This is a genomic window from Ktedonosporobacter rubrisoli, assembly GCF_004208415.1.
GTDB lineage: Bacteria > Chloroflexota > Ktedonobacteria > Ktedonobacterales > Ktedonobacteraceae > Ktedonosporobacter > Ktedonosporobacter rubrisoli.
On the sequence record NZ_CP035758.1, the window covers coordinates 8,670,608 to 8,692,811 of the forward strand.

Here is a 22,204-nt window from a genome sequence, read left to right on the forward strand (position 1 = left end):
GTTACCTCAGCATGTCTCTTCTCATGTATGGTGGCGGCCGGAATAGAAAAATGCTACTTAAAGTGACTGATTACTTTTTCGCAGTGGTTTTTTTTGCGCGCGCTGCAATTAAGGCAATCACCACGGCAACTATTGCAATAATAAAGATAACAGGTATATAGTTAACTGGATTGGGCGCCTGCATCGAGATGACGAAGAGTGGCTGCCCGTTTGGTCCTCTGGTGACAACGCTGCTGAAGTAGGCAAGCACAAAGGCGCCAGAGACAACAGCAGGAATCACCCCTAGAAAGCGCTCCTGAGGCGTCGCCGGGGAAGTTGGAAATGCTCTATTGCCAACGTAATAACCCAGCGCCAGCAGTGACAGAAAGCCGAGTAATGGCCACCAGGGCCCCAGAATGCTGCTGGTTACTTCGGGCGAGATGCCCTTTCCTGTCAAAAAGTACGAAAATGTTCCCGGAATCCGGGCGAGAAAGAGCGCTATGCTCTGGCTGGTGTCAGGTCGCATCAGTACAACTGCCAGGAGCACAAAGACCAGTGAGACAAGTTCTCGCCGCCAGCCACGCATAAAACCTATTACGATAAATACGAGCATGGCGATGAAGAAACACTGTTGATCAGTAAAGGGCAATGATGACATCCTCTCGTATCCTCCCCCAATAGCATCAGAGCCAACATAACACTATACGAGCCTTCTGGCTGTAGCAATGTCAAACTCTCCCTTAATTCCCGCTCTTGCATTTAATCATACCACAGGTTATTGCCAAAACATAGAGGAGAGCATAGAAAAAATTGCTCATCTATGTACCATGATACCCCAGCATAAACCATCCCCCGCTTGCCCTGGCAAGCGAGCATGGCACGGGAAAATTCACTTACACCTTATACTATTAAGACATTATATAAAGTAGATTTTTATCTTCATGTTCTGGTAACGTTTTGTCAGCAATAGTTTGTTTTGATCCTCAAGCTTGTCCAGATATAGGAAAAATATCTTAGCAACTTGTCCTGCCGGATACACACATGCAATAATCTCTATCAGATGAGATTGTAGTTGCGTAGATTGCTCTTTATTTTGGAAAAAGATGTATAGTAGGGAAGACAGGCAGTAGTGGTATAAAGCGTATAAATGATTTCAGCAGAAAGCAGTATTTATGATTACAAATGCCACACCTAATCAAAGCCAGAATTTTACGCGTCCTATTCGCGTTTTACTTGTAGATGATCATACCCTTGTGCGTGAGGGGATGCGTCGTTTACTGGAGGCTGAGGAGGATATGACAGTGGTGGCGGAGGCGGTTACCGGTGAAGAAGCTATAACGATGGCGCAGCAATTGCGCCCTGATGTTGTGATTATGGATATTGCGATGCCGGGTATGGGAGGGATCAAGGCTACCCATGTCTTGAAGGAGTACTGTCCAGAGATAGAGGTCCTGGTACTCTCGGCCTACGATGATGAGCCGTACCTGGTTGCGCTGTTAGAAGCTGGTGCTAAGGGCTTTTTGCTCAAGAATGCGCGGGGACAAGAGCTGGTGAGTGCTGTGCGAACTGTGGCGTGTGGCGGATCTGTATTGCATCCCACGCTGGTAGGCAAGATTACCAGGCGACTCTCGCAGCGCGCGTCATCTCCACATACTTCTAACGATACGCTCAGTGAGCGCGAATTTGATGTTCTGCGCCTGGCCGCCCAGGGCTTGCCCAATAAGGAGATCGCTCGGCGTATGGGGTTGAGCATTCGCACTGTGCATAGCCATCTGGCCAGTATTTTTGCTAAGATGCATGTTGGCTCTCGTACAGAGGCCGTTTTGCAGGCGCTACGCCGAGGAATGATATCGCTACAAGATACTCATGGTTTCTAATGCTCTGCGTTGGTCTCGCCGTTTTCGCTACTGGAGACCACTGATCATCTTTCTTTCGCTAGTTCTGATCGGGTTGCTACTCTTCTGGGCCTTAAGCCGGTACTCGTTCTCTCCCACTGACTATGGCCTGCATACTGTGGCTAAGCTGATACTCCTTTCTGTGCTCGTAGCTGCCTTTGGGCGTGGCCTGCTCGAATATATTCTACGCTCAGATCTTAGTAAGATGGAGCCTGTGCCACGCCGGGCTCCCGTGCTGTGGAGGCCTGTCTTCCTGCTGGATATTAATGCACCCCTCTATCTGGCGGTGGGCGTGCTGGCCAATGTGCCGGCTGCTGTCATTACGGCCTTAATCACCCAGACATCTTTGCAGCTATATACGGCTTTTCGGGGCTTGATTTCCTGGACTGAGGCCAGCTATCGTGTAGCGGCAACAGCGCTGCTCGTGCTGATCGCTGGTAAGCTCTATAAGTTCATTGCAGGTTCCTCCCATAGCGTTCAGCATGGCTTGATTGTTCGCCTGCATGAGGCTCGCGAGCTGCTTGGCGCTACGTTTTCGGCAGGCTTTATGCTAATCTTGATTATTATCCTGTTCACGCCTATTCTGCTTTACCTCAATCGGAATAAGCGCTATGCCTCGTGGCGAACCTATCTCTTTGCGCCTGTGCTCTTTCAGGGCCTGCTGTTGAGCATGGGTCCCTTGTTGCCAATCATGGATGTCTTTGGCACAGGTCTGGTTGAACTGACCTGGCTGCTCTTCCTGGGTCCCCTGGTGGCTATTTACTATCTGGCCGTGACCAATACGCGCATGAATGTGAAAACCTATGAGCTGCGGCGGACGCTTCACGAGTTGAGAAGCACGCGCCAGCGCAGGGATGAATTACATGATTATGCTTCTCTGATCACGCAAGCCCAGGAAGATGAGCGCCGCCGCCTGGCGCGCGATTTGCACGATGATACGGCCCAGGCCTTGATTGCGCTCTCCCTCGGCCTGGATGGCCTGGAGAGCTCGATCAAGAAGTTGAACCCACCACAGAAAGATGTGCAGTGGTTTGCGGATCTGCACAAGCTGGCTGACGATACGTTAGAAGGGGTTCGGCGCGCTTGCCAGGATCTACGGCCTTCGGTCCTGGATAATCTCGGCTTGCATGCGGCTCTAGAATGGCTTAGCGATATTTCAGCCTCAAGGGGTGTTCCCTGCACGTTCACCTGGGTGGGCGAAGCTCATACCACGGCCCCCGAAACAGAGATTGCTATTTTCCGCATTGTCCAGGAAGCGCTCTCGAATGTGTGGAAGCATTCCTCAGCGTCTCTTGCGCGCATTGAGTTATATTATCAGGCCAACCTTTTATGTATCGTTGTGCGCGATAATGGGAAGGGATTTCCGGCAATTTCGGCCCAGGCCCCGCTAGGCGGGACCACCACGCGTCTTGGCCTGACGGGAATGCGTGAGCGCGCGCGTTTAATCGGCGCCACCCTTACTCTTGATACATTTCCAGGGAAAGGGACGACAATCTCGCTGTTTTTGCCCCTCTAAGGCAGCCAGGCTGTATTTTGCGAGCGCCTGATTAGCCTGATATCTCCCAGAAGATAGCGAAGCTGCCGAACAGTGCCTACCTATTTTCTACCATCTGCTACCGGCTCTGGATCAGCATTCCCACGCTGGCTAACGGCTAAGCCTCGATCTGACCTGAGCATGACACATGAGGAGCATTAGTAAAGTCTATAAATATCCTCTATTTTTATTTTAGGTATTTATACCTATTGATTATACGTATTATTGCTGATGAAGTCTGTGTATTTCTACTGTTCCCTGAAGCCTACAGTGCGGAGTATGATGCTTATCATAAGCCAATTAAAATAATGCGGCCCTCCTTATGGATAGGTACATCCAAATCTGGGTCTGCTCCACTACATACCGACTGTTTTCGCCTAGAGACAGGGCATTTAAAGAGCGTCACGCACTTTTTCTCGCTTACTACGATCTACCTGCCGTAATCCAGTAAAGAAGAGGTACATATTTGAACATATGTTTTATTGTTGACGAAGAGTCAAGAATTAAAACGCCCACCATGAAAGATGTGCTACGGCAATTGAGCGCTAATCATCAGATTACTACAATTTCCGTATCAACAGTGGCGGACGCTCATGCCATCATGCATACCAGGGAAGCTCTGGCTGACGTTTATCTGCTCAAGAGCCATACGCCGGGCGCCTTAGAAATTGCTCGCCTGGCGGAGGAGAAGGGCATACGCGTGATCAATAGTTGGAAGGCCACACAGGCTTGCCAGGATCGCGCTTTTCTGTCGGAACTATTTCTGGCCGAGGATGTGCCCTGGCCGCGAACCTGGGTGCTTGATCGTTTTGAACAGGATCTAAGCGAAGATATGCTCTCGGCCCTCACTTTCCCTTTGATGGTGAAGGCGCGCTATGCCTATGAGGGCGTGTTTGTCGATAAAGTGGATACCCTGGAGCAGCTAAAAAGGCTTGCGACATATAAGAGTTTGGAGCCTGTAATTATTCAGGAGTACAGGCAAAGCGACGGCTGGGATACCAAAGTTTGGGTTATTGGCGAGACCATACTTGCTGCCAAGCGAAGGAGCCCATTGACCCACGAACCCCAAGACCAGTTTCAGCTCTCCCCCCAGGATATCAGTGCAGAGATGCGCGATGTAGCGTTGCGTATCGGCAAACTGCTAAGTGCAGATGTCTTTGTTGTTGATATGCTCATTACTGAACAGGGGCCTGTAGCCATCGATGTCAATCCTTTCCCGGGTTTTCGTGGCCTCTTCGGACCCGAGAAGGCGTTTGTCTCTCTGATCGAGGGCCTACAGCAAGAAGCTGCCATCGCTTAAAGCTCTTACCTGGCTGTCGGAGCTACTATAGCAATGCAAGAAGAGAGGTTAATGGGGGTTAGAAAATGCGTATTTGCCTGATTATTGATCATCCACGATATGAGAAGCTACCGATCATACGTGAGCTTGTGGAAGGGCTTGGGACAAAGTATGAGGTGCAGGTCTTCAATGTGCAAACTGCTGCTTGGAATGAGGAACTGGCAACGCCTGCTGATCTCTATCTCTTAAAGTCCCACGGGCCGCAAAGCCTGGATTTTGCCCACCAGTTGGAGCAGCAAGGAGCATTGGTGATTAATAGCTCGGCATCTACCAGCGCTTGCCAGGACCGTGAGGTCATGACGCACGTGATGAACAAGGCTGGGCTGCCCTGGCCCAAAACCTTGAGTTTTTCTTCTCTACAGCGGCTATTGGCAGATACGCAGATGCTGGCCTCCATGCCTTTTCCTTTCATTGTAAAAAGTAAACATAATCACGACGACGAGCTTATTGAGCAGGTGTACAATCTTGAGCATCTGCATATGCTTGCTGAGCGCTGGGGCCAGGAGCCTATCATTGTCCAGGAGTGGATTATTGGGGATGGCTGGGATACCAAGGTGTGGGTAATTGATGAGCAGATATTTGCTGCTAAGCGACGTAGCCCGCTGGACCACAAGCCCAAGGACCAGTTTCAGCTTACGGCCAATCAGATTGGTAAAGAGATCAGAGAGATCGCGCTAGACTGCGGCCGCGCCTTCGGCCTGCGTATCTTTGGCCTTGATTTTCTGATCACTGAACAAGGTCCGATTGTGATGGACGTCAATTCTTTCCCCGGCTTGCGCAACCTCATTGGTCCTGAGAAGGCTATTATCAATCTGGTCGAGCGCCTGGAGACAGCGCCAGCCCTTAAATGGCAATCGGTACAACCATTAGGCCTTATGAATAGTGGCCATACCATGTCCAGGCAAACAGGCACCGAAGCGCTCTCATAAGTACTAGTTTCATAGACGTATGTAAATTAATCCGCTACAATATCACTGTTTATCCCTCTATCTTACAGATTATCAGCAGCCGGGGATACAAATCCATTGCCCAGGAATTTGTATAGCTGGACCCAGGTTGCGACTATGGCTTTTTCCGTTTCCTGGCAGCGTAGCAGATAACCGCCGTCTCCTATACGGTGCCGTATGCTGCGGTGCTCCGGAGAGGAGGTATATCTTAAATCGAAGCTTATGAGTAATTTGTTTAAACCTTCTTCGCATTATTTCCCCGAGGACAAGGCTGCTCGGGCTGATGAGGTCTCTACAAATAATGCTTTAGATATACAGAATGATTTTGATGGCAATAGTATAAAAGATGCTATACCTCCAGAACCACAGAAGGATACTGAAAATTTTGTAATACAACCACGTTTCTCACTACCTGCAAATAAAGCAAAAAAAATTACCCAGACGTCCTCACCGGAGGAAAATAGTTCATCTCCCCGCTTCTCCTCACTGCTTGGATCTCGCTCAAGCCGTCAATCGGTTCCGCAGGGTACCGGGCCTGTCTCTTCATATCGGCATGCTCGTGTGCGTTTAAGACCTATCCAATCGGATGAAGAGAAGCTGGAACAGCCGGATCAGATCAAGATAGTCAAGCAGAACGCTGCGCAAAATAGCTTGGACGAGCAGCCAACCTTACTCTTGAAGGCAGTCAAGACCTTAGAGCGACCCTACGGCGATCCCAGCTATCCCAGCTTCGATGAGATCCCTGTGGATGAACAAGCCACGGTCCCAATGATGGTGCTCACCGGCATCGCTGTCAAGCAGGGAGAAGCGGCTCCCGAGATGAAGTCGGAGATCTCTGGCTCGGCCAGCAATGCCGCTTTCGTCGGCCTGGGCAACATCCTGGGCACCGTGCTCAAATACGGTATTACACTGGTTATTTCGCGCTTCTTTGGCGCGGCTGTCTTCGGCCTCTATACGCTGGGGCTCTCGATCATCAGTCTCTTTTCTTCCACGCTAACCCTGGGCCTTGACGATGCCATTGTGCGCTATGTGCCCATCTATCGGGCCAGGAAGCAAGGCGGCTCCTTGCGTGGGCTTGTCATTTTCTGTACTCTGGGTGCCGCTGCCGCCGGGCTCATTGGCTCGGCCCTCATCTTTTTCTTTGCCCCCAGCATCATTGATGTCTTTAAGCCCGGGCATTCCTCCGATAAGTCGCAATTGATTCTGGTCCTGCAATTGCTGGCGCCAAGTATTCCCCTGGGCTGTATGGAATCAATCTGGACCAATGGCCTGGCCGGCTTTAAGGATTTTCGCTGGCGTGTGCTCTCGCAAAAGCTTGTCATGCCCATGCTCCTGATCCTCTCCCTCTTTATCGTTGCCGTCTTCTTCCGTGGCAGTAATCTGGTGGGAGTCATCGTCGCGGTGCTGATCAACGATGGGACCAGCTCCTTCTTTGCCTTCTGGTTCTTCCGTGATAAAGTCACCAATTTTGCCCAGGAAGAGCCGGAACACTATGAGACCAAGCAATGGCTTGGCTTTGCCGTGCCCAACTTCCTTACCAACACCACCGATCTGGTCCTCGACTCGGTGGATACCCTTCTACTAGCCTCCTTCAACATTTCCAACGTCGCTCTTGGCCAGTATGGCGCGGCGTTGAAGATCAGCGGCTTTATCGGTATGCCTCTGCAGGCGCTCAATACCATGTTTGCGCCCACTATTGCCGAATTACATGCCCAGGGAGAGAAAAAGAAATTAGAAGAGATGTTTAAGGTGGTGACCAAGTGGTCCATTACCTTTAGCCTGCCTATCTTTGGCGTTGCCGTCCTCTTTGCCACTGCGTTGCTCAGCATCCAGGGTAAGGAATTTGTGGAGGCCTGGCCGCTGGTGATTGCCTTTTCGGCCGGCAACATGGTCAACGTGGGGACGGGCTCGGTGGGCTATATGCTCATGATGACCGGGCACCAGAAGGCCTCCTTTTTCAACTCGCTGGCCACCTTTGTGCTCAACCTGGTCCTTGGCTGGTTTCTGGCCGGCCGCTATGGAGCGATGGGTGTGGCGGTGGCGACTGGGCTCTCGCTGGCTGTGGTCAATCTTTTGCGGCTCTTGCAGGTGCGCTTCCTACTCAAGATGCAGCCCTACCGCTGGGACACGCTCAAGCCGATCGGAGCCTGGATCGTGGGCGCGCTGGTCACGGGAGGCGGGCTGCTCTTGCTGCAGCATTTCAGTGTGCGGGTCATGCTCTTCAAATGGAACGTTCCGGTGCAATTGGGACTGGTGCCGGTCTTTCTTGCCGTCTATGCGGGCTTGCTCTTCCTTATGGGCGTCAGTCCTGAAGATGCCATCGTCTTGAACGCCGTGCGCAAGAAATTGAAGCGCGGCAAAAAGGGCAAGAAGGCAGCCTAGAAGCTCACCCAAAAGGGGTTAAAACTTGTCTGAATAGCCTATATGTGCTATACTATAGGAAGGCAAGATCAAATTTTCTAGGCCCCTCCGACCGAAGAAATCGCGCACTTCAACCCGATATCGCCTCCTGGCTAGGCTATGTCTGACTTTTGGTGAGGATGTATTAATGGAACTTGGCAATATTAAAGCAGTCAATATCGCTGAAGAAATGATGGGTGCCTATCTCGATTACTCCATGAGTGTTATCGTTAGTCGAGCACTCCCTGATGTGCGAGATGGACTAAAACCAGTGCATCGCCGGGTCCTCTATGCAATGGACCAGATGGGCTTATTATCAACTAAACAGTTTCGTAAATGTGCAGGTACTGTAGGAGAAGTCTTAAAGAGCTATCATCCCCATAGTGATGCCGCAGTTTATGATTCACTTGTGCGCATGGCGCAGCCCTGGTCGATGCGTTATCCGCTTGTGCTGGGCCAGGGAAACTTTGGTTCACAGGACGATGATCCCCCGGCGGCCATGAGGTACACTGAGGCTAAGATGGCCACCATCGCCGATGAGCTATTACGCGACATCGATAAAGACACAGTAGATTTTGTCCCCAATTATGATAATCAGACAACCGAGCCAACGGTTTTGCCTGCCCGCCTTCCTAACCTGCTCCTCAACGGCTCTACGGGAATCGCGGTCGGTATGGCAACTAACATTCCTCCCCATAACCTGGTCGAAGTTTGCAACGGCATTGTCTGCTTGATCGATAATCCAGAGGCCACAACTGAAGATCTCTCCCGCATCATTCGCGGACCCGATTTTCCGACTGGCGGCATTATTCAGGGACGCGAAGGTATTCGCAATGCCTACGCAAACGGGCGTGGTCGCATTGTGATTCGGGCGCGCACGCATATCGAAGAGTCTGAGCGCGGTCGCATCAGCATTATCGTCACCGAACTGCCGTATCAGGTCAACAAGGCGGAGTTGGTGAAGAAGATAGCCGAGCTGGCGCGTGACAAAAAGCTTGATGGCATCTCTGAGGTGCGCGACGAGTCGGACCGCCAGGGTATGCGTATGGTAATCGAGCTCAAGCGCGATGCAAATGTTGATAGCGTGCTGAACTCGCTCTACAAATATACGGCCATGCAGAGCGCCTTTAATGCGAATATGCTGGCGCTGGTAGAACGTCAACCCAAGACGTTGACTCTCAAAAACTTCCTGCTGCATTACATTCATCATCGTGAAGAAGTGATTACGCGTCGCACCAGATATGAGCTGGCCAAAGCCGAGGCGCGTAAACATATTCTGGATGGCCTGAAAATAGCCCTTGATCATCTTGATGATGTGATCAGTACGATTCGTAAATCCCAGCGCGAGACCGCTGGCGTTTCCGAAGAGCTGCAGCAGCAATTTGGCTTCTCGCAGGAGCAAGCGAGGGCTGTGCTGGAGATGCGCCTGTCAAGCCTGGCCGCTCTGCAGCGCCAGAAGATAGACGATGAGCTAAGCGAAGTCCTCAAAAATATCGCTTACTATAATAAGCTGCTTAGCGATATTGGCGAGATTCGTAAGATCATCAAGCAGGACCTGCAGGAGCTTAAAGAGAAATACGGCGACGCACGCCGCACTGAGGTGATCGAGGCCGAGGCCCGCGATTTCAAGGATGAGGACCTTATCCCCAACGAAGAAGTCGTCGTAACCCTTACCGAGAAGGGTTATATCAAGCGCCTGCCCTCCAACACGTACCGCGCCCAGCGCCGAGGCGGTCGAGGCGTAACAGGCATGGTGACGCGCGAGGATGATACTGTGCGCCACTTGCTAGTGACGCATACGCACGACAGCTTGCTCTTCTTTACTGATCGCGGGCGCGTCTTCCAGTTGAGAGTGTATGAGCTGCCGGATGTGAGCCGCACTTCAAAGGGCGACCATATCATCAATCTGATTTCCAAAGAGCAGAGAGAGCGTGTCACAGCCATTGTCTCTGTTCCCAAGGGCGTTAATCGCGACTTCATGATCGTGGCGACCAAGAAGGGCGAGGTCAAGAAGACCGCCATGAGCGAATTTGAGGTAGTGCGTCGCCAGGGCTTGATTGCCATGAATCTTGAAGAGGATGATGAGCTGATTGGGGCGAAGCTGGCTCGCGCTGCTGATGATATATTGCTGATCACCGCTCAGGGACAGTCTATTCGTTTCGCCGTTGATTTGCTACGAACGGCCTCGCGTACCAGCGGTGGCGTACGTGGCATTCGCCTTAGCCCGAAGGATACGGTCGTCTCGCTTAATCTGGCCCTGGAAGATAGCGCGCTACTTGTCGTGACCGAACATGGCTTCGGGAAGCGAACGCCAATCAACGAATATCCCCGGCAGAGTCGCGGAGGCACAGGTGTGATGACTTCGCGCGTTACGGGGAAGACCGGACCCGTGGCAGCGGCGCGCACGATTACAGAGAACGATAGCGATTTGATGATCATTTCCGCCAGCGGGGTGGTTATTCGTACCGACGTCAGCCTGATAAAGCAAGCAAGCCGTGCCACGCAAGGTGTAACGCTGATGAATCTTGGCGATGGCGACGCTGTTGTGGCTGTGGCTACTACCAACGGCAAAAAGCTGGATGGCGCCGATGGTGAGGTCGAAGTCGTGCTGGATGAGGAAGAGGATGGCAGTCTTGAAGAAAATGCTGCTGAGACCATAGCGCCGAGCGGTGAGGCTGAGTAAACATTCGTCCAATAGGCAAACAAGAGAGAAAAGAGGCCCGGGAACAAGCTTTCCCGGGCTTCTTGTTGTGCTTGCTAAAAATACTTGGCTTTTTAGCTGACGAATAGCGATTTGGTTTCAGGGGGTAGCGATTGCCCCTTGCGAATACGGCGTGCAGCCGTACGATCTTTGCGCGCTTCCATCTTAATCATGGTGAATGGGCGGTGGTACTTGCTGCTAAATTCGTCTGCTTTTAGCTCAGAGATGCTAGCGCGCTGCTCATATGAGCGCGCAAAGATATCCCGTTTAGCCTCATCTGTCATATCGGTGAGTAATAAATAGGCGAGGGCAAATTCGGGCTTGCCCTGCTCCGCGTAAGCATCGGCGCAAGTCAGGCCATCGGCACCCTGCGCTAGCTGCTCCTGTGCCAGTTTCAAAAAGACGTCTTTCAATGTATCTTTATAAAGCTCTGCAAAAGTCTCTGCCATTGCCGTCTCCTGGAATGTATGGCCGCATGCAGATAGGCCGGGCAAGTTGCTTCACTATCTGCATGATAAAATTCGTTTTTTTTAGACATTACTATATTACCATATTTATGGGATTGGCTATATCTATGACATTGAATATATGCCGAGCGTAAACATGACCATCCCTAGCGAGAGCAGCAGCGCAAAGCCGATGACTATTACGTTATGTCGGCGTAACTGCTGTTCAAAGGAACCCTGAGAGGTCCACCAGGCCAGCAGCATAAATACAGGGAAGACTTCCATATAGTAGCGGGCAATGCTGTTGGTGATGCCCGAACTGAGTGGCATCAGGATAAAGAGCAGGGCAAAAAGTCCGTAGGTAAATGGGAGCTTGCGCAGGATTGGGATAAGCGAGAGGAGGAAGAGCACAATAACGAGCATATTCAGAGCGTAGAAGTTCCAGTCGTAGGGGTTGGCCGGGCGCGGGTAGCGCAGCATATGCCACATGAGCTGGAGTGGATTCAGGGCGCTGCGTCCCCAACCTGAGCGTTCAACATCCTCAAAGGGCAAGAAAGTGCCAACCTTCCACTTGCCATAGGCGCAAAACAAGGCCAGCCCCAGAGGAATAAGGAGGAGCGCTGCAAAGCCCAGCCAGGTTCGCCAGGCGCGTAGCGATTGCCAGAGGCCAAGGAAGCGCGAGCGCAGCCAGGCCCGGATGCTTGCGGATCTGTCCTCGGCCGGGCTATAGGGCGCAAATTGCTCGGCGAGATACTGCCAGTATTCCCAGCCAACTATCACAGCCAGCAAAACGCCTTGTGGGCGTGTAAGCGCGGCAAGACCACCCAGAAGACCGGCTATCCACCAGCGCTGCTGGCGTGCATAGTAGGTGCAGCTCACCGCCAGAGCCAGGAAGAGCGATTCGGGATAGATCGCGGCCAGGTAAAAGCCCATAGGAAATATGGCAAGATATAGCACAGTACGCGCGGCTATCTTATCGCCTAACTCCCGCCTGGTAAGCTTATAGAGAAAGATTCCGGCGACGATGGCCGCTAGATTAGAGACAAGCAAGGCCACCAGGCGGAAGGCATCATCGCTTGTGCCAAAGGGCGTTGTGAACAGACGAATGAGCAGCGGGTAGAGCGGGAAGAAGGCCCAGTTGCTCATGCCGTGTAAGGTTTGCGCACCCCAGTAGCCCTGCTGGGCTATGCTCAGATAAAATCCGCTATCAAAATGCTGCCACATGAGCCAGAGCATGGCCGGGAAATTGGCCATGCGCGGATCGGGATAGATCGGCTGATGAGGCTTAATCAGTGGCAATATATAGTAAATGGTGGTCAGGCCCACAAGTTCCAGCAGCAGGCGAATACCGAGATAGGGAAGAATAACCGTTGGCCAGAACTTGGCTAAGAGAGCACGTAGCCGGCTCATTGCTACGTCTCGCTTGCCTTCGTTGACTGCGGACCACTCAGTAGAGTGATCCGCGCTTTCTATTGAAGTTGGCATAGGCAATCTCCTTGAATATCAAGCATAGCACAGGGCTATGTTATTTTACATCGGTCGCGTACAGGCGAATAGTCACCGTACGCGTTATGATCTGGTCAAGAAATGTATAATGGTTATCCAGCCATTGCTGAGCGATCTGAGCCTTTGTCGCAGCCTCATCGTCGCGTACACGTCCAACAATAAAGAAAAGGCGCTCATGCTTCGCTCCATATGCCCCTAGAACTTTCGGATCTACCGCCGCGTCGGCTCCTTCACCCGGCGCTGTTGAGCCGAAATTCTCCCAGGAAAAGGCACCAGGCATATCAGCCGTAAAGTGGGCCTGGCTGGGATAGGCATGCAAATAATACTCAACTGAGATCTGACATCCCTGCTGGGCATCCTCTTGCATCGTATTATCATAGCAGACCAGGCCATCTGCAGGCTGATATTGTTGCTCTAACCAGTGCGTCGTTGAGTTCCAGTCTTCCACCTGGGCGCTTTGATAGTAGAGGGGAACCGTTGAGAGCGCTAGGACGACAAGATCCAGCGTGAGCAAGATCTTGACAGTGCGCCAGCGCCAGATCACCACACCCAGGCTGACCAGGAGCATGAGCGCGGGCACAATAGTAACCAGGTAACGGCTTGAAAAGACGCGCATTGAGCCATGTGAAAGCACGTAGCTAACCACCATGGGAACGAGGAGCCAGCACAGCAAGCTCCAGGTGATGGGTAAAAATGCCTGACAGCGCTCGACATCCTCACGCAAGAGCGGGTTGTCAAAGGTAGCATGGCGGGCACTCAGGCGGTGTTGCAGGCCGTAGGTCGCCAGCACGACCAGCACTCCTAGAGCGCAGCAGGCGCCTAGCGAAAGCAAATAGAGCTTATTATCTCCACTAATCGTTGTGAAGAGATGAAAGAGATCATGAAAATTTGGCACCGTGAGCCAGCTCGTACGCGATCCTTGAAGAATCATCAGCAGCATCGGGACTAGCAAGATACCTGCGACGACCAGGCTAATAACGCAGGCTAACAATTGCTTGCGCGCAGCCCGGCGCCACTGGCCTGGCAGGAGCAAAAGACCGGCAATGGCAATCACCTGGGCCAGCAGGATAAATAAGCTGAACAGATGTGCATAGACGGCCAGGACCATCGCCAGAGCAAAAACTAACCACCAGCGCCAGGCATGAGTCGGGCTGCTCAAGGCAGCAAATAAAGCAAACCAGGCCAGGCAAATGAGCAAGAGCTGCATACTGTAGGAGCGAGCCTGCTGAGCATAGACAAGCTGCAGATCGTTAAGTAAATAAAGGCAGGCAGCTACAATCCCGGCCGTGGGGCTGATAAAGCGGCGGCCCAGGCAGAATACAACGCCTGTACTGAGCATAGCAAAAATAGCCGATGGCAAGCGTACGACAATCTCAGTGGGATTGAAGCCGAACGCTGTAGTGCAATTGAGCCAGAAGTGGAGAAATAAATAATAGAGCTCCATGTTCGGCTCAACGCCAAATATGATGTGCCAGAGTAAAGGCAATGGTTGATGGGCCAGCTCTACTGAGAAGGCTTCATCAAACCAGATACTTGGCTCCCCCAGGCGATAGAGGTTGAGAGCCAGAGCCAGGGCGCAAAAAACAATCCCTATTAACGCCTGGAAGGGAAGGGAAAGCGTGGCTCGTTGAGTCTGCCTTGTCGATTTAGCAGAATGTGTGGCCAGCGAAACCGCCGATTCTGCGCTATCTATTTTGTTTCTGTGCGGATGTAGATCGTCCTGGGCGTTGGACTTGTAAGTACTTCTATCCATCACTGCAACCACCTTCTACGAGCAAAAGTGACATCTTACAAAACCGGTAATTCTTGGAGTTTTGTTAGGTATCCTCCAGAAGAGTGGGCCTGCATTATTGCATAGTTTTGCTGGAGGATACGATATGGGCTTTATTTGTGGTGAAGAAGCTCTTTCTGCCTCCTTTCTTCTCTGTGCCATTTGCGCGCATAGAGAAATAATTCTCTAAAGGCGCGGGCAATGACCGCCGGTTTGGCCCCGGTAGCGCGCCCGCCGCGACGCGGTAGATGGCGCACGCCAAGCTCTGTATAAGTGTAGCCGGCGCGCCTGAATTTGTAGAGGACCTCGGTATTAATCATGGCTCCGCGCGTCTCTAGCTTATGATCATGGAAAAATTGCGCGCGGTACAGCTTAAAGGCACAATCGACGTCGCGCACACGTAGCTTGAAGACCAGGCGCACCAGCATCTTCCAGCCCCAGGCATTCAGCTTGCGGACCCAGGTATCTTGGCGATCGACCCGATAGCCGAGCACCGCGTCATAGTGCTCAATGAGCGGGAAAAAGCGTTCAAGATCATAGATATCAAACTGGCCGTCTGAATCCATAAAGAAGACAAGATCCTTGCTGACCGCTTCGAAGCCGCTTACCAGAGCGGCCCCATAGCCCTTGTTTACCTCGTGTTGGATAACATGGACGTGGGTATCCCAGGTTGCAATCTCTTCAAGGATCTCCTGGGTGTGATCCTTACTGCCGTCATTTATGACAATAATTTCGAAATCCTGCGTCCAGCTGGACACGGCGTCAATGGCTGTGAGCACAGTCTGGGCGATAGCAACCTCTTCATTATGGGCGGGCATGATGACAGAGAGGCTATGCTTTGTATAGGCCGCTCGGGTTGTGCCGGCCTGGCTCTGCATACCGGTAGCAAGTGAGGTAGCGCAGTCGGCCTGTTCCCATTGTTCCTGAGACCTGGCAAATAACCGGCGCATGCCAGCATAGGCAGCAAGCAGCACAAAAGTAATCATGGTCATTTTACCCGTCAGGATCCAGACAAGATTGGGACTGAAGCCAGGATAGAGAGTTCTGCCGGAGAGCATAAGAATACTGTCGCTACCGAGAAGACCTGCAATATTGAGGAGGAATAAATGGATAATCTCGCTAATTGTAAAGCGTTGTTTATTGATCATGGCCCATTGAATGCTTAAGGCAAAGCTGCTGAGCGTACCAAGCCCATAGGCGATAGTGCTGTACATCAGCAGAAGGCTCTTATCGTGCGTTGGGAAACAAGAAAGCAGAAGATGCAGGATCGCTACATCTAGTGTAATAGTAAGTATCCCCACGAGTGCAAGATATATATAGTGCTGATGCGAGAGGCGCTTCCAAAGAATGCGTAGCGGCTCTAGCGCTGTTTGCGTAGCAACAGGGGCTCGATATGTAAATATTTTAGCCAAGGGCTGCTCCTATTCAAGAACAATCACATTCGTTCAATAGGACGAGCATTCCACCTCGCTTGTAACTCTCAGCCATGAAACATGCATCAGTTTATGACCTTTTTCTTATAAGGCTAGCTGAGCCTGCGTTTGATCTTGTTGAGCAAGAAAATGAGGAGTCAAGTCCATTGGAATGCTGCCCTGGTAGATGTAGTATAGAGCTTGAAGAGCAAGAGAAGCAAGCATTTTGTAGCGTAATCGCTGGCTGTTCCAGGGCATTTCCTTCTCGGGGCAGGAAGTGAGACGTCCTGGCTGCCTGCAGTCCTTGTGGCTAGTCGAGGATAGGCCAATCTGCTATAATGACGTGGTACTTGTGTGCGTGGAGGAGAAGAAGCCATATGCCAGAACAATATCGAGCCCTACAGGGCTTTAGAGACATTTTGCCTGACGAGCAGCCTTACTGGCGCTTCGTTGAAGAGACAACAGCCGAAGTAGCCCGCATCTATGGCTACCGGCGCATTGATACTCCGACGTTGGAAGAAACTGCTGTCTTCCGGCACACCTCTGGCGAGGGAACCGACATCGTTGAGCGGGAGATGTATAGCTTTGACGATCGGGCCGATAAAGAGGGGCGTCGGGTAAACGTTACGCTGCGCCCAGAGGGGACGGCCGGAGTTGTGCGCGCTTACCTTGAGCATGGCATGTTCAAGTTGCCCCAGCCGGTGAAGCTCTTCTATATGAGCGTGCCGATGTTCCGGCACGAGAAGCCGCAGGCTAAGCGCTATCGTGAGCATCATCAATTTGGCTGCGAGGCGATCGGGCAAGAAGATCCGGCGATTGATGCCGAGATCATTGGACTGCTCTATCAGGTCTATATGCGCCTCGGCCTTAAGCATATTCGGGTGAATATTAATAGCATCGGCGATAGTAACTGCCGACCGCACTATGTCGAGGTGCTGAAAGCTTACTATCAGCCATTGCTTAGCGAGTGCTGTGCCGACTGCCAGACGCGTTTTTACAAGAATCCTTTACGTCTATTGGATTGTAAGAACTCGCAGGATCAGGCCAAGATTGCCGCCGCACCCAAGATCAATGAGTATCTGTGTGAGCCATGTCGCGAGCACTTTGCCGCGGTACAGCGCTTCCTCCATCTGTACCAGGTACCGTTCTCGATAGACCCGTTAATTGTGCGCGGGCTTGATTATTACTCGCGTACAGTCTTTGAGTTCTTTTCAGGGGACGATAAGACTGCGCTTAACGGCGGCGGGCGCTATGATGGCCTTGCCGAGATTCTTGGCGGCCAGCCGACGCCGGCAATTGGATTTGGTATGGGCATCGAGCGCATTATCCTTGAGCTAAAGAAGCAGGGGATTGTACCACCGGCCGAACTTTCTGCTCAGGCCTTTGTGGTTTACTTTGGGAAGCAGCCCGAGGTAAAAGACACTGCTGTGCAGGTCGTGGCCCAGCTGCGCCAGGCCGGTATCAAGACTGAGATGAGCTATGGAGATCGTAGCCCGAAGGCGCAGATGAAGCAGGCCAATGCCTCGGGAGCTGCCTTTGCTGTGCTCATTCGTGAGGAGGATCTTGCCAACGATAGCGTTGCGGTAAAAGATCTGCAGGCCCAGGGTATGGATGTAGAGAGCAAGCAAGTGCAGGTAAAACGGGAAGACTTGCTCGCCTATCTCAGCGGCGATCAGGCCTCCTGAACGCTGCGGCGGGAGTATGGCAAGCTTGAGAATATAAGCGCAAATTCAGGAGGATGAGAGAGGTGGAGGGTTCCGCTTGCCTCTGCTCACTCTCTCAGCGGACCCGGCGCGAAGAGATAGGTATGAAAAAGAAGCCAGCGAGAAAGTTTTAATGCTTTTCCTGGCTTCTTTTAGTCTGCCTTAGCGTCGCGGAGGATTGCCCGGATGCTCTTCATCGTCCTCTGCCTCATAGGATGGGATCTCGATAGGAACCCGATATCCCTGATTTGATGAGTAGGGCGAAGATTCCGGCTGAGCGGGAGCTAAGAGATCGTTAGAGATTGCCTTAAAGAGCCTCTCGATGCGATCCCAGCGTACCGGATAGCGATCGGCATAGAACTTCTCTTTTCCTTCGCTATCGTAAACGTACAAGGTGTATTCCTGGCCGGCAAAGGCATATTGTACCTTGGTATAAGGAATGCGGACCAGTTCTATCACCTGCAAGGTTGCCTGCGAACTTGAGGGTTGATCGCCGCCTGGCTTTTGGGGAACCTGGCTTTCGCCATTGACCAGCTCAACGGCCGTGCTCCAGACATCCATGGGGACGCCATCCGGGGGCGCATCGACATAGAGCGGCTCGTTGATTTCGGCGTTATAAATCAGGTCTCCGCTGGCGCCGAGCAATTGCTGACTCGGGATTGAGCATTCTCCAATGATGCGCGTCTGCGTGCGCAGATCGAAGCGTCTGACAATCTCGCGATGGCGGATCAGTTTGCCGGTTCCACCGCAGTTGGAGCAGAGCGACATCTTGGCGCCCTGGCAGGCGGTACATACGCGTTTCCCGTTGCCGCAGGTGCAATCGACTTCGCCCTTGATGCAGTCGGGACAGGGTACTGTGGGGCCCTTGGCCGCAGGATCATTTTCTACTGGATTGGGAATGGGAACCCCTTGTTGACGGATGTTATCAAAGACATCCGATACCTTGTTGCCAACTGAGCTGGCTACATTCTCGGCCTGGCGCTGGAAGAAGGGCTTTTTCTCGCCTTTGCTCCAGTCGGCCACATAGCCGCGCCCACGGCAGGTAGAGCAGCGTTTCTTGGTTCGGCCCTTACAATCGGGGCAGACAATCCAGCCGCGCCCATTACAGTTGGCGCAAAGCACGTGCCCGGTCCCGTTGCAGGCTGTGCAGGCCACTACCTCATCCAATCCTTCCAGACGGGTGTGGGTTGTAGGAGCCTTGAGGCCGGTAACTGCTGGCAATTCGTAGTCCCAAACGGGGAGCAGCGGCTTGGGTATACCCGTCGCACGTCCCTTGTATGGCTCAGTTACCTGCTCCATCCCACGCGTTTCCCAGCGTGTCTCTATCGTGACTTCCCATACCTCATCGGTTCCCCACGAGATCAGGTCCATATAGGTTCCCAGATCGCGGGCGACTCGCCAGTTTTCGTAACTCCACTGATTAGCCAGCTGGCGGATGCGTTGCTCCTCGATGCTAGAAGCCTGCTTGGGGGTAGGCGTTACCTGAGCCTGCTGCCAATAATCGTTGGCTTTACTTACCACGCGTTTAAGGCGCTGTTGTGCCTCACTCGCGCCACTTACGACTAGACGTTTAATATCTTCGACACGTTTATCTATATCTTCAAAGTTAGGTTGATTTGGTTGGCCCCCTCTGTATCCGGGGTCCTGCTGATACTCGTCACCCATAAGCTTGTGCCTCTCTTACATGGATACAACGCGTTGCACCTTTGCAGTCATATAGTGGTGCTCATTTCTTACTTTTATATACGTTACATCTCCGGGTGGGTTGTAAGAAACCGCATAGTCATGAATGAGCGCTTAAGAGAGTAGAGCGACGATCTCTTGCTGTATGGGCACACCTGTCACCTCTACATCGTTCTCAAGGACTAATAGGTCTACCTCGCTTCTGATGCCGAACTCGGGCAGATAGATGCCAGGCTCGATAGAGCAGCAGGTATTCGGCAGCAGGTTACGCTCGTCCTGGGTTTCAAAGTTATCGACGTTCGCCCCGTTTCCGTGTACGGCAGTGCTGGCATTGCCAATATTGTGCCCGGTACGATGCACGAAGTAACGTCCATAGCCAGCCTGGTTGATGACATTGCGCGTCGCGTCGTCTACCTCGCGGCCCTCGATTGGCTTGCCTGCCTTTGCACGTTGACGAGCGAAGGCAATCCCGGTATCGCGAGCCTGGCGAACGATCTCAAAGACTTCTTTCTGCCTGCCCGGAATCTCATCATAAGTTCCCGCAAAGGCCATCCAGGTATAGTCTGCAAAGACTGAATCGCAATCCTCGCTTGGTGGCATATAGCCCCAGAAGTCAAGCAGGATCAAATCGCCGCGCCGAATAGGGCTGTGCGTGTGGCTGTTTGACTCATAGTGAGGATTGCTGGCATTGGCGTTGACGGCTACGTGGGGACTATCGGGAAGTTGGATGCCTTGCGCGACGATCAGATCACGCAGACGCATCTGCACGCTGTATTCGTTGAGCTCAACCCCATTGCGCAAGTCTTCTCCCAACTGGGCTAACAATTTATCCTTGGCCGCGATCAGGCGGCGTCCCGCCTCGCGATGACTCTCAACCTGTGCCTGGCTCAGCTGGACCTCAAAGCGTTGGGCCAGATTCCCAGAACTGACAACCTCGACGCCGAAGGAACGTATCAACTCTACGGTGCCAGCATCGACCTTAGACACGTAGGGAACAGCGTTGTGGGGCGAGTATTCCATAGCTACGCGTCCGTTGGCCGGCAAAATCGTGCGCAGGTGAGCGTGCATATCTTGCCAGGTCTGGAAGATCAGGCGTTTGCCTGGTAGCTCGCTCAATACGTGGGGCTCGACCGCGCTTATCACGGCAGTTGGCGTACCCTGAGCAGGCACATAATAGAACCAGCGGCGGCTGTAAAAGGCCGTGCTGGGCAGGCCTACTATTTTATAGGCGATGGGATTCGTTTTGCGGAAGTCGTAGAAAAGCCAGCCGGTCAGTTTAGCGTCGCGCAGCGCTTGCTGAATACGTTCCAGGTCCATGTGCATTCTCCCTCTCTTAAAGTCGAAATATGTACTATTGTAGCACCTGGGGGAAAGGAGTTGTTCCATTTCTCAAGATTTGTTCAAATGTGAGGTTGTGTATATCCTCTTTTGCGTTTCTTCATTATACTATGATAAGAATATCCATATCTCTAGCTTCGCTATCCCTTTATATAGGGGTCAGGAAAGTATGCTCACTGGCAAGGTAGAGTCAGCGCTGCCGATGGACAAGAGGATATCATGAATCATAAACCAACTTTTAATTCGCCCAATAAATGGACTCCTGCAGGGCAGCAGAACCAGGCTAAGGCACATGTGGATCAAGGAAGATCTTCTGCTGGGCAACCTCAATCTCCGCGGCGACGTCGACGCAAAATTAACCCTACATTGATCGCCTTTACGGCTTTTATCTTGATCCTACTGGTTGGCGGTGGCATACTTGCAACTTATTATTACTTGAATGTACACAAGCAGCTTGCTAGTTTCGTGCGGCCTGTGAGCCGTAGCCAGAATGAGCCACAGGATAGTGCTAATAACGGCTCGTATGACTCAATTAGTGGTCGTTCGTGGAATATTCTGTTGCTGGGTAGCGACAACGATGGTAAATATTCCTATCCGGCCCTGCTGACCCAGGTCATGATGATTGTGCATGTGGATGCAGTGACTAATAAGGTTTCGATGGTCTCGATCCCGCGCGATTCTTGGGTCTATGTGCCGAATATGGGGATGCATAAGATAGATCAGGCCTTTTTTCTTGGCGCGACAAGCGATAATACTTTTGAGTCTGGGGTAAGGCTGGCGCGTCTCACGGTTGAGCAAGATTATGGCGTAACGATTGATCGCTATGCCTGGGTGGGTTTAGGTGGTTTTGCCAAAGTCATTGATACGCTGGGTGGCGTGGATCTCGATGTGACGCATCCGGTGGTTGACGATACCTATCCTGATGATACTGGCCAGAGCGCTAATCCCAATGATCCGTTTGCATATAAGCGTCTCTATTTGGCGCCGGGACCGCAGCACTTAAATGGTCTGCAGACCCTTGAATATGTGCGCTCGCGCCATGCCGATCTCGTTGGCGATATAGGGCGCACGCAGCGTCAGCAGCAGGTTTTGGAAGCTTTGAAGAAGAAGCTAAACGCCTCCAATATCATCAACAATCTGCCTGCCCTTCTGCAAGATCTTAGCGGCCAGGTTTATACAGATATTACTGAAGATGAGATGCTGGCCTTTGCCAATTGGGGACGCACGCTTAACTCGGGCTCTATTCAGCGCCTGACCCTGGGTCCAGGCCAGGGAGATCAGGATTTTGGCGAGTATGCAAACGTCTATGATCCCTCGGTTAATGCGCAGCAGGCAGTTATTGTACCCAATTGCACAAATATTCAGCCGGCGCTCAGTCGCCTTCTGGATATCTATGCGGGCTGCAATGTGGCGGGACCTTGAGGATTGTAGCTATGCTCAGCCGATTCTCCTGAAGCTGACCCCTGGTACTTTGTCGGCTTCAGGAGCTTTATGTCTCAGGAGCTCGGGGCAATATGATAAAATGTGCTCAATCTGTAGAAAAATGAATG

At 52.1% G+C, this 22,204-nt stretch carries 15 protein-coding genes; 8 read left to right on the forward strand and 7 right to left on the reverse strand.

Going from position 1 to position 22,204, the window contains the following annotated elements; genetic code table 11:
• Positions 1 to 70: 70 nt before the first annotated feature.
• A complete protein-coding gene (locus EPA93_RS37645) occupies positions 71 to 637 on the reverse strand; it encodes a hypothetical protein (protein ID WP_129892454.1) in 567 nt (188 codons plus the stop codon).
• A 514-nt stretch (positions 638 to 1,151) separates the two neighbouring features.
• On the opposite strand from EPA93_RS37645, the gene EPA93_RS37650 reads away from it, so the two are divergent.
• The 6 genes from EPA93_RS37650 (at position 1,152) to gyrA (ending at position 10,777) form a co-directional block, all read left to right on the forward strand.
• A complete protein-coding gene (locus tag EPA93_RS37650) occupies positions 1,152 to 1,856 on the forward strand; it encodes a response regulator (RefSeq protein WP_129892455.1) in 705 nt (234 codons plus the stop codon).
• Entirely contained in the window at positions 1,846 to 3,390 is a 1,545-nt protein-coding gene (locus EPA93_RS37655; protein WP_129892456.1) for a sensor histidine kinase, read from the forward strand. The genes EPA93_RS37650 and EPA93_RS37655 overlap by 11 nt, the downstream gene beginning before the upstream one ends.
• A 484-nt stretch (positions 3,391 to 3,874) precedes the next feature.
• Positions 3,875 to 4,708 (forward strand): ATP-grasp domain-containing protein, encoded by an 834-nt coding sequence (locus tag EPA93_RS37660; protein ID WP_129892457.1) that lies wholly within the window; start codon positions 3,875 to 3,877, stop codon positions 4,706 to 4,708.
• A gap of 65 nt (positions 4,709 to 4,773) precedes the next feature.
• Positions 4,774 to 5,676, forward strand: a complete 903-nt coding sequence (locus EPA93_RS37665) for an ATP-grasp domain-containing protein (RefSeq protein ID WP_129892458.1) — start codon at positions 4,774 to 4,776, stop codon at positions 5,674 to 5,676.
• A gap of 579 nt (positions 5,677 to 6,255) precedes the next feature.
• On the forward strand, positions 6,256 to 8,076 hold the full coding sequence (locus tag EPA93_RS37670) for an oligosaccharide flippase family protein (RefSeq protein WP_165423665.1): 1,821 nt from the start codon (positions 6,256 to 6,258) through the stop codon (positions 8,074 to 8,076).
• Positions 8,077 to 8,242: 166 nt separating this feature from the next.
• Complete coding sequence (gyrA, locus tag EPA93_RS37675) at positions 8,243 to 10,777, forward strand: DNA gyrase subunit A (protein ID WP_129892460.1); 2,535 nt, start codon at positions 8,243 to 8,245, stop codon at positions 10,775 to 10,777.
• A gap of 92 nt (positions 10,778 to 10,869) precedes the next feature.
• Here gyrA and EPA93_RS37680 read toward each other — a convergent pair whose 3' ends face one another.
• From EPA93_RS37680 to EPA93_RS50090, 4 genes are all read right to left on the reverse strand, one after another.
• Positions 10,870 to 11,244 carry a hypothetical protein gene (locus tag EPA93_RS37680; protein WP_129892461.1) on the reverse strand — a complete coding sequence of 125 codons (375 nt, stop codon included), beginning with the start codon at positions 11,242 to 11,244 and terminating at the stop codon, positions 10,870 to 10,872.
• 123 nt (positions 11,245 to 11,367) lie between these two features.
• Entirely contained in the window at positions 11,368 to 12,726 is a 1,359-nt protein-coding gene (locus EPA93_RS37685) for a mannosyltransferase family protein (protein ID WP_129892462.1), read from the reverse strand.
• 40 nt (positions 12,727 to 12,766) lie between these two features.
• Complete coding sequence (locus EPA93_RS37690; RefSeq protein ID WP_129892463.1) at positions 12,767 to 14,500, reverse strand: glycosyltransferase family 39 protein; 1,734 nt, start codon at positions 14,498 to 14,500, stop codon at positions 12,767 to 12,769.
• Positions 14,501 to 14,631: 131 nt separating this feature from the next.
• A complete protein-coding gene (locus tag EPA93_RS50090; protein WP_242527221.1) occupies positions 14,632 to 15,930 on the reverse strand; it encodes a glycosyltransferase in 1,299 nt (432 codons plus the stop codon).
• Between the two features lie 377 nt (positions 15,931 to 16,307).
• Between EPA93_RS50090 and hisS the strand changes: the two genes are divergently transcribed.
• Complete coding sequence (hisS, locus tag EPA93_RS37700) at positions 16,308 to 17,615, forward strand: histidine--tRNA ligase (protein ID WP_165423666.1); 1,308 nt, start codon at positions 16,308 to 16,310, stop codon at positions 17,613 to 17,615.
• Positions 17,616 to 17,795: 180 nt separating this feature from the next.
• Here hisS and EPA93_RS37705 read toward each other — a convergent pair whose 3' ends face one another.
• Both EPA93_RS37705 and EPA93_RS37710 read right to left on the reverse strand, forming a co-directional pair.
• The gene (locus EPA93_RS37705; RefSeq protein ID WP_129892465.1) at positions 17,796 to 19,298 is read right to left on the reverse strand and encodes a DnaJ-like cysteine-rich domain-containing protein; all 1,503 of its coding nucleotides are present in this window, start codon (positions 19,296 to 19,298) and stop codon (positions 17,796 to 17,798) included.
• A gap of 132 nt (positions 19,299 to 19,430) precedes the next feature.
• The gene (locus EPA93_RS37710) at positions 19,431 to 20,633 is read right to left on the reverse strand and encodes a M24 family metallopeptidase (RefSeq protein ID WP_165423667.1); all 1,203 of its coding nucleotides are present in this window, start codon (positions 20,631 to 20,633) and stop codon (positions 19,431 to 19,433) included.
• A 240-nt stretch (positions 20,634 to 20,873) separates the two neighbouring features.
• Here EPA93_RS37710 and EPA93_RS37715 point away from each other — a divergent pair, with 240 nt between their 5' ends.
• Positions 20,874 to 22,076, forward strand: coding sequence for an LCP family protein (locus EPA93_RS37715; RefSeq protein ID WP_129892467.1), 1,203 nt, complete (start codon positions 20,874 to 20,876; stop codon positions 22,074 to 22,076).
• The last annotated feature ends 128 nt before the right edge of the window (positions 22,077 to 22,204 follow it).

Bases quoted from the DNA above. Each gene is read 5' to 3' on its own strand.
- hisS (WP_165423666.1), top strand. From the start codon at position 16,308: ATGCCAGAACAATATCGAGCCCTACAGGGCTTTAGAGACATTTTGCCT.
- EPA93_RS37680 (WP_129892461.1), bottom strand. From the start codon at position 11,244: ATGGCAGAGACTTTTGCAGAGCTTTATAAAGATACATTGAAAGACGTC.
- EPA93_RS37645 (WP_129892454.1), bottom strand. From the start codon at position 637: ATGTCATCATTGCCCTTTACTGATCAACAGTGTTTCTTCATCGCCATG.
- EPA93_RS37690 (WP_129892463.1), bottom strand. From the start codon at position 14,500: ATGGATAGAAGTACTTACAAGTCCAACGCCCAGGACGATCTACATCCG.
- EPA93_RS37710 (WP_165423667.1), bottom strand. From the start codon at position 20,633: ATGGACCTGGAACGTATTCAGCAAGCGCTGCGCGACGCTAAACTGACC.
- EPA93_RS37705 (WP_129892465.1), bottom strand. From the start codon at position 19,298: ATGGGTGACGAGTATCAGCAGGACCCCGGATACAGAGGGGGCCAACCA.
- EPA93_RS37655 (WP_129892456.1), top strand. From the start codon at position 1,846: ATGGTTTCTAATGCTCTGCGTTGGTCTCGCCGTTTTCGCTACTGGAGA.
- EPA93_RS37650 (WP_129892455.1), top strand. From the start codon at position 1,152: ATGATTACAAATGCCACACCTAATCAAAGCCAGAATTTTACGCGTCCT.
- EPA93_RS37665 (WP_129892458.1), top strand. From the start codon at position 4,774: ATGCGTATTTGCCTGATTATTGATCATCCACGATATGAGAAGCTACCG.
- EPA93_RS37715 (WP_129892467.1), top strand. From the start codon at position 20,874: ATGAATCATAAACCAACTTTTAATTCGCCCAATAAATGGACTCCTGCA.
- gyrA (WP_129892460.1), top strand. From the start codon at position 8,243: ATGGAACTTGGCAATATTAAAGCAGTCAATATCGCTGAAGAAATGATG.
- EPA93_RS37685 (WP_129892462.1), bottom strand. From the start codon at position 12,726: ATGCCAACTTCAATAGAAAGCGCGGATCACTCTACTGAGTGGTCCGCA.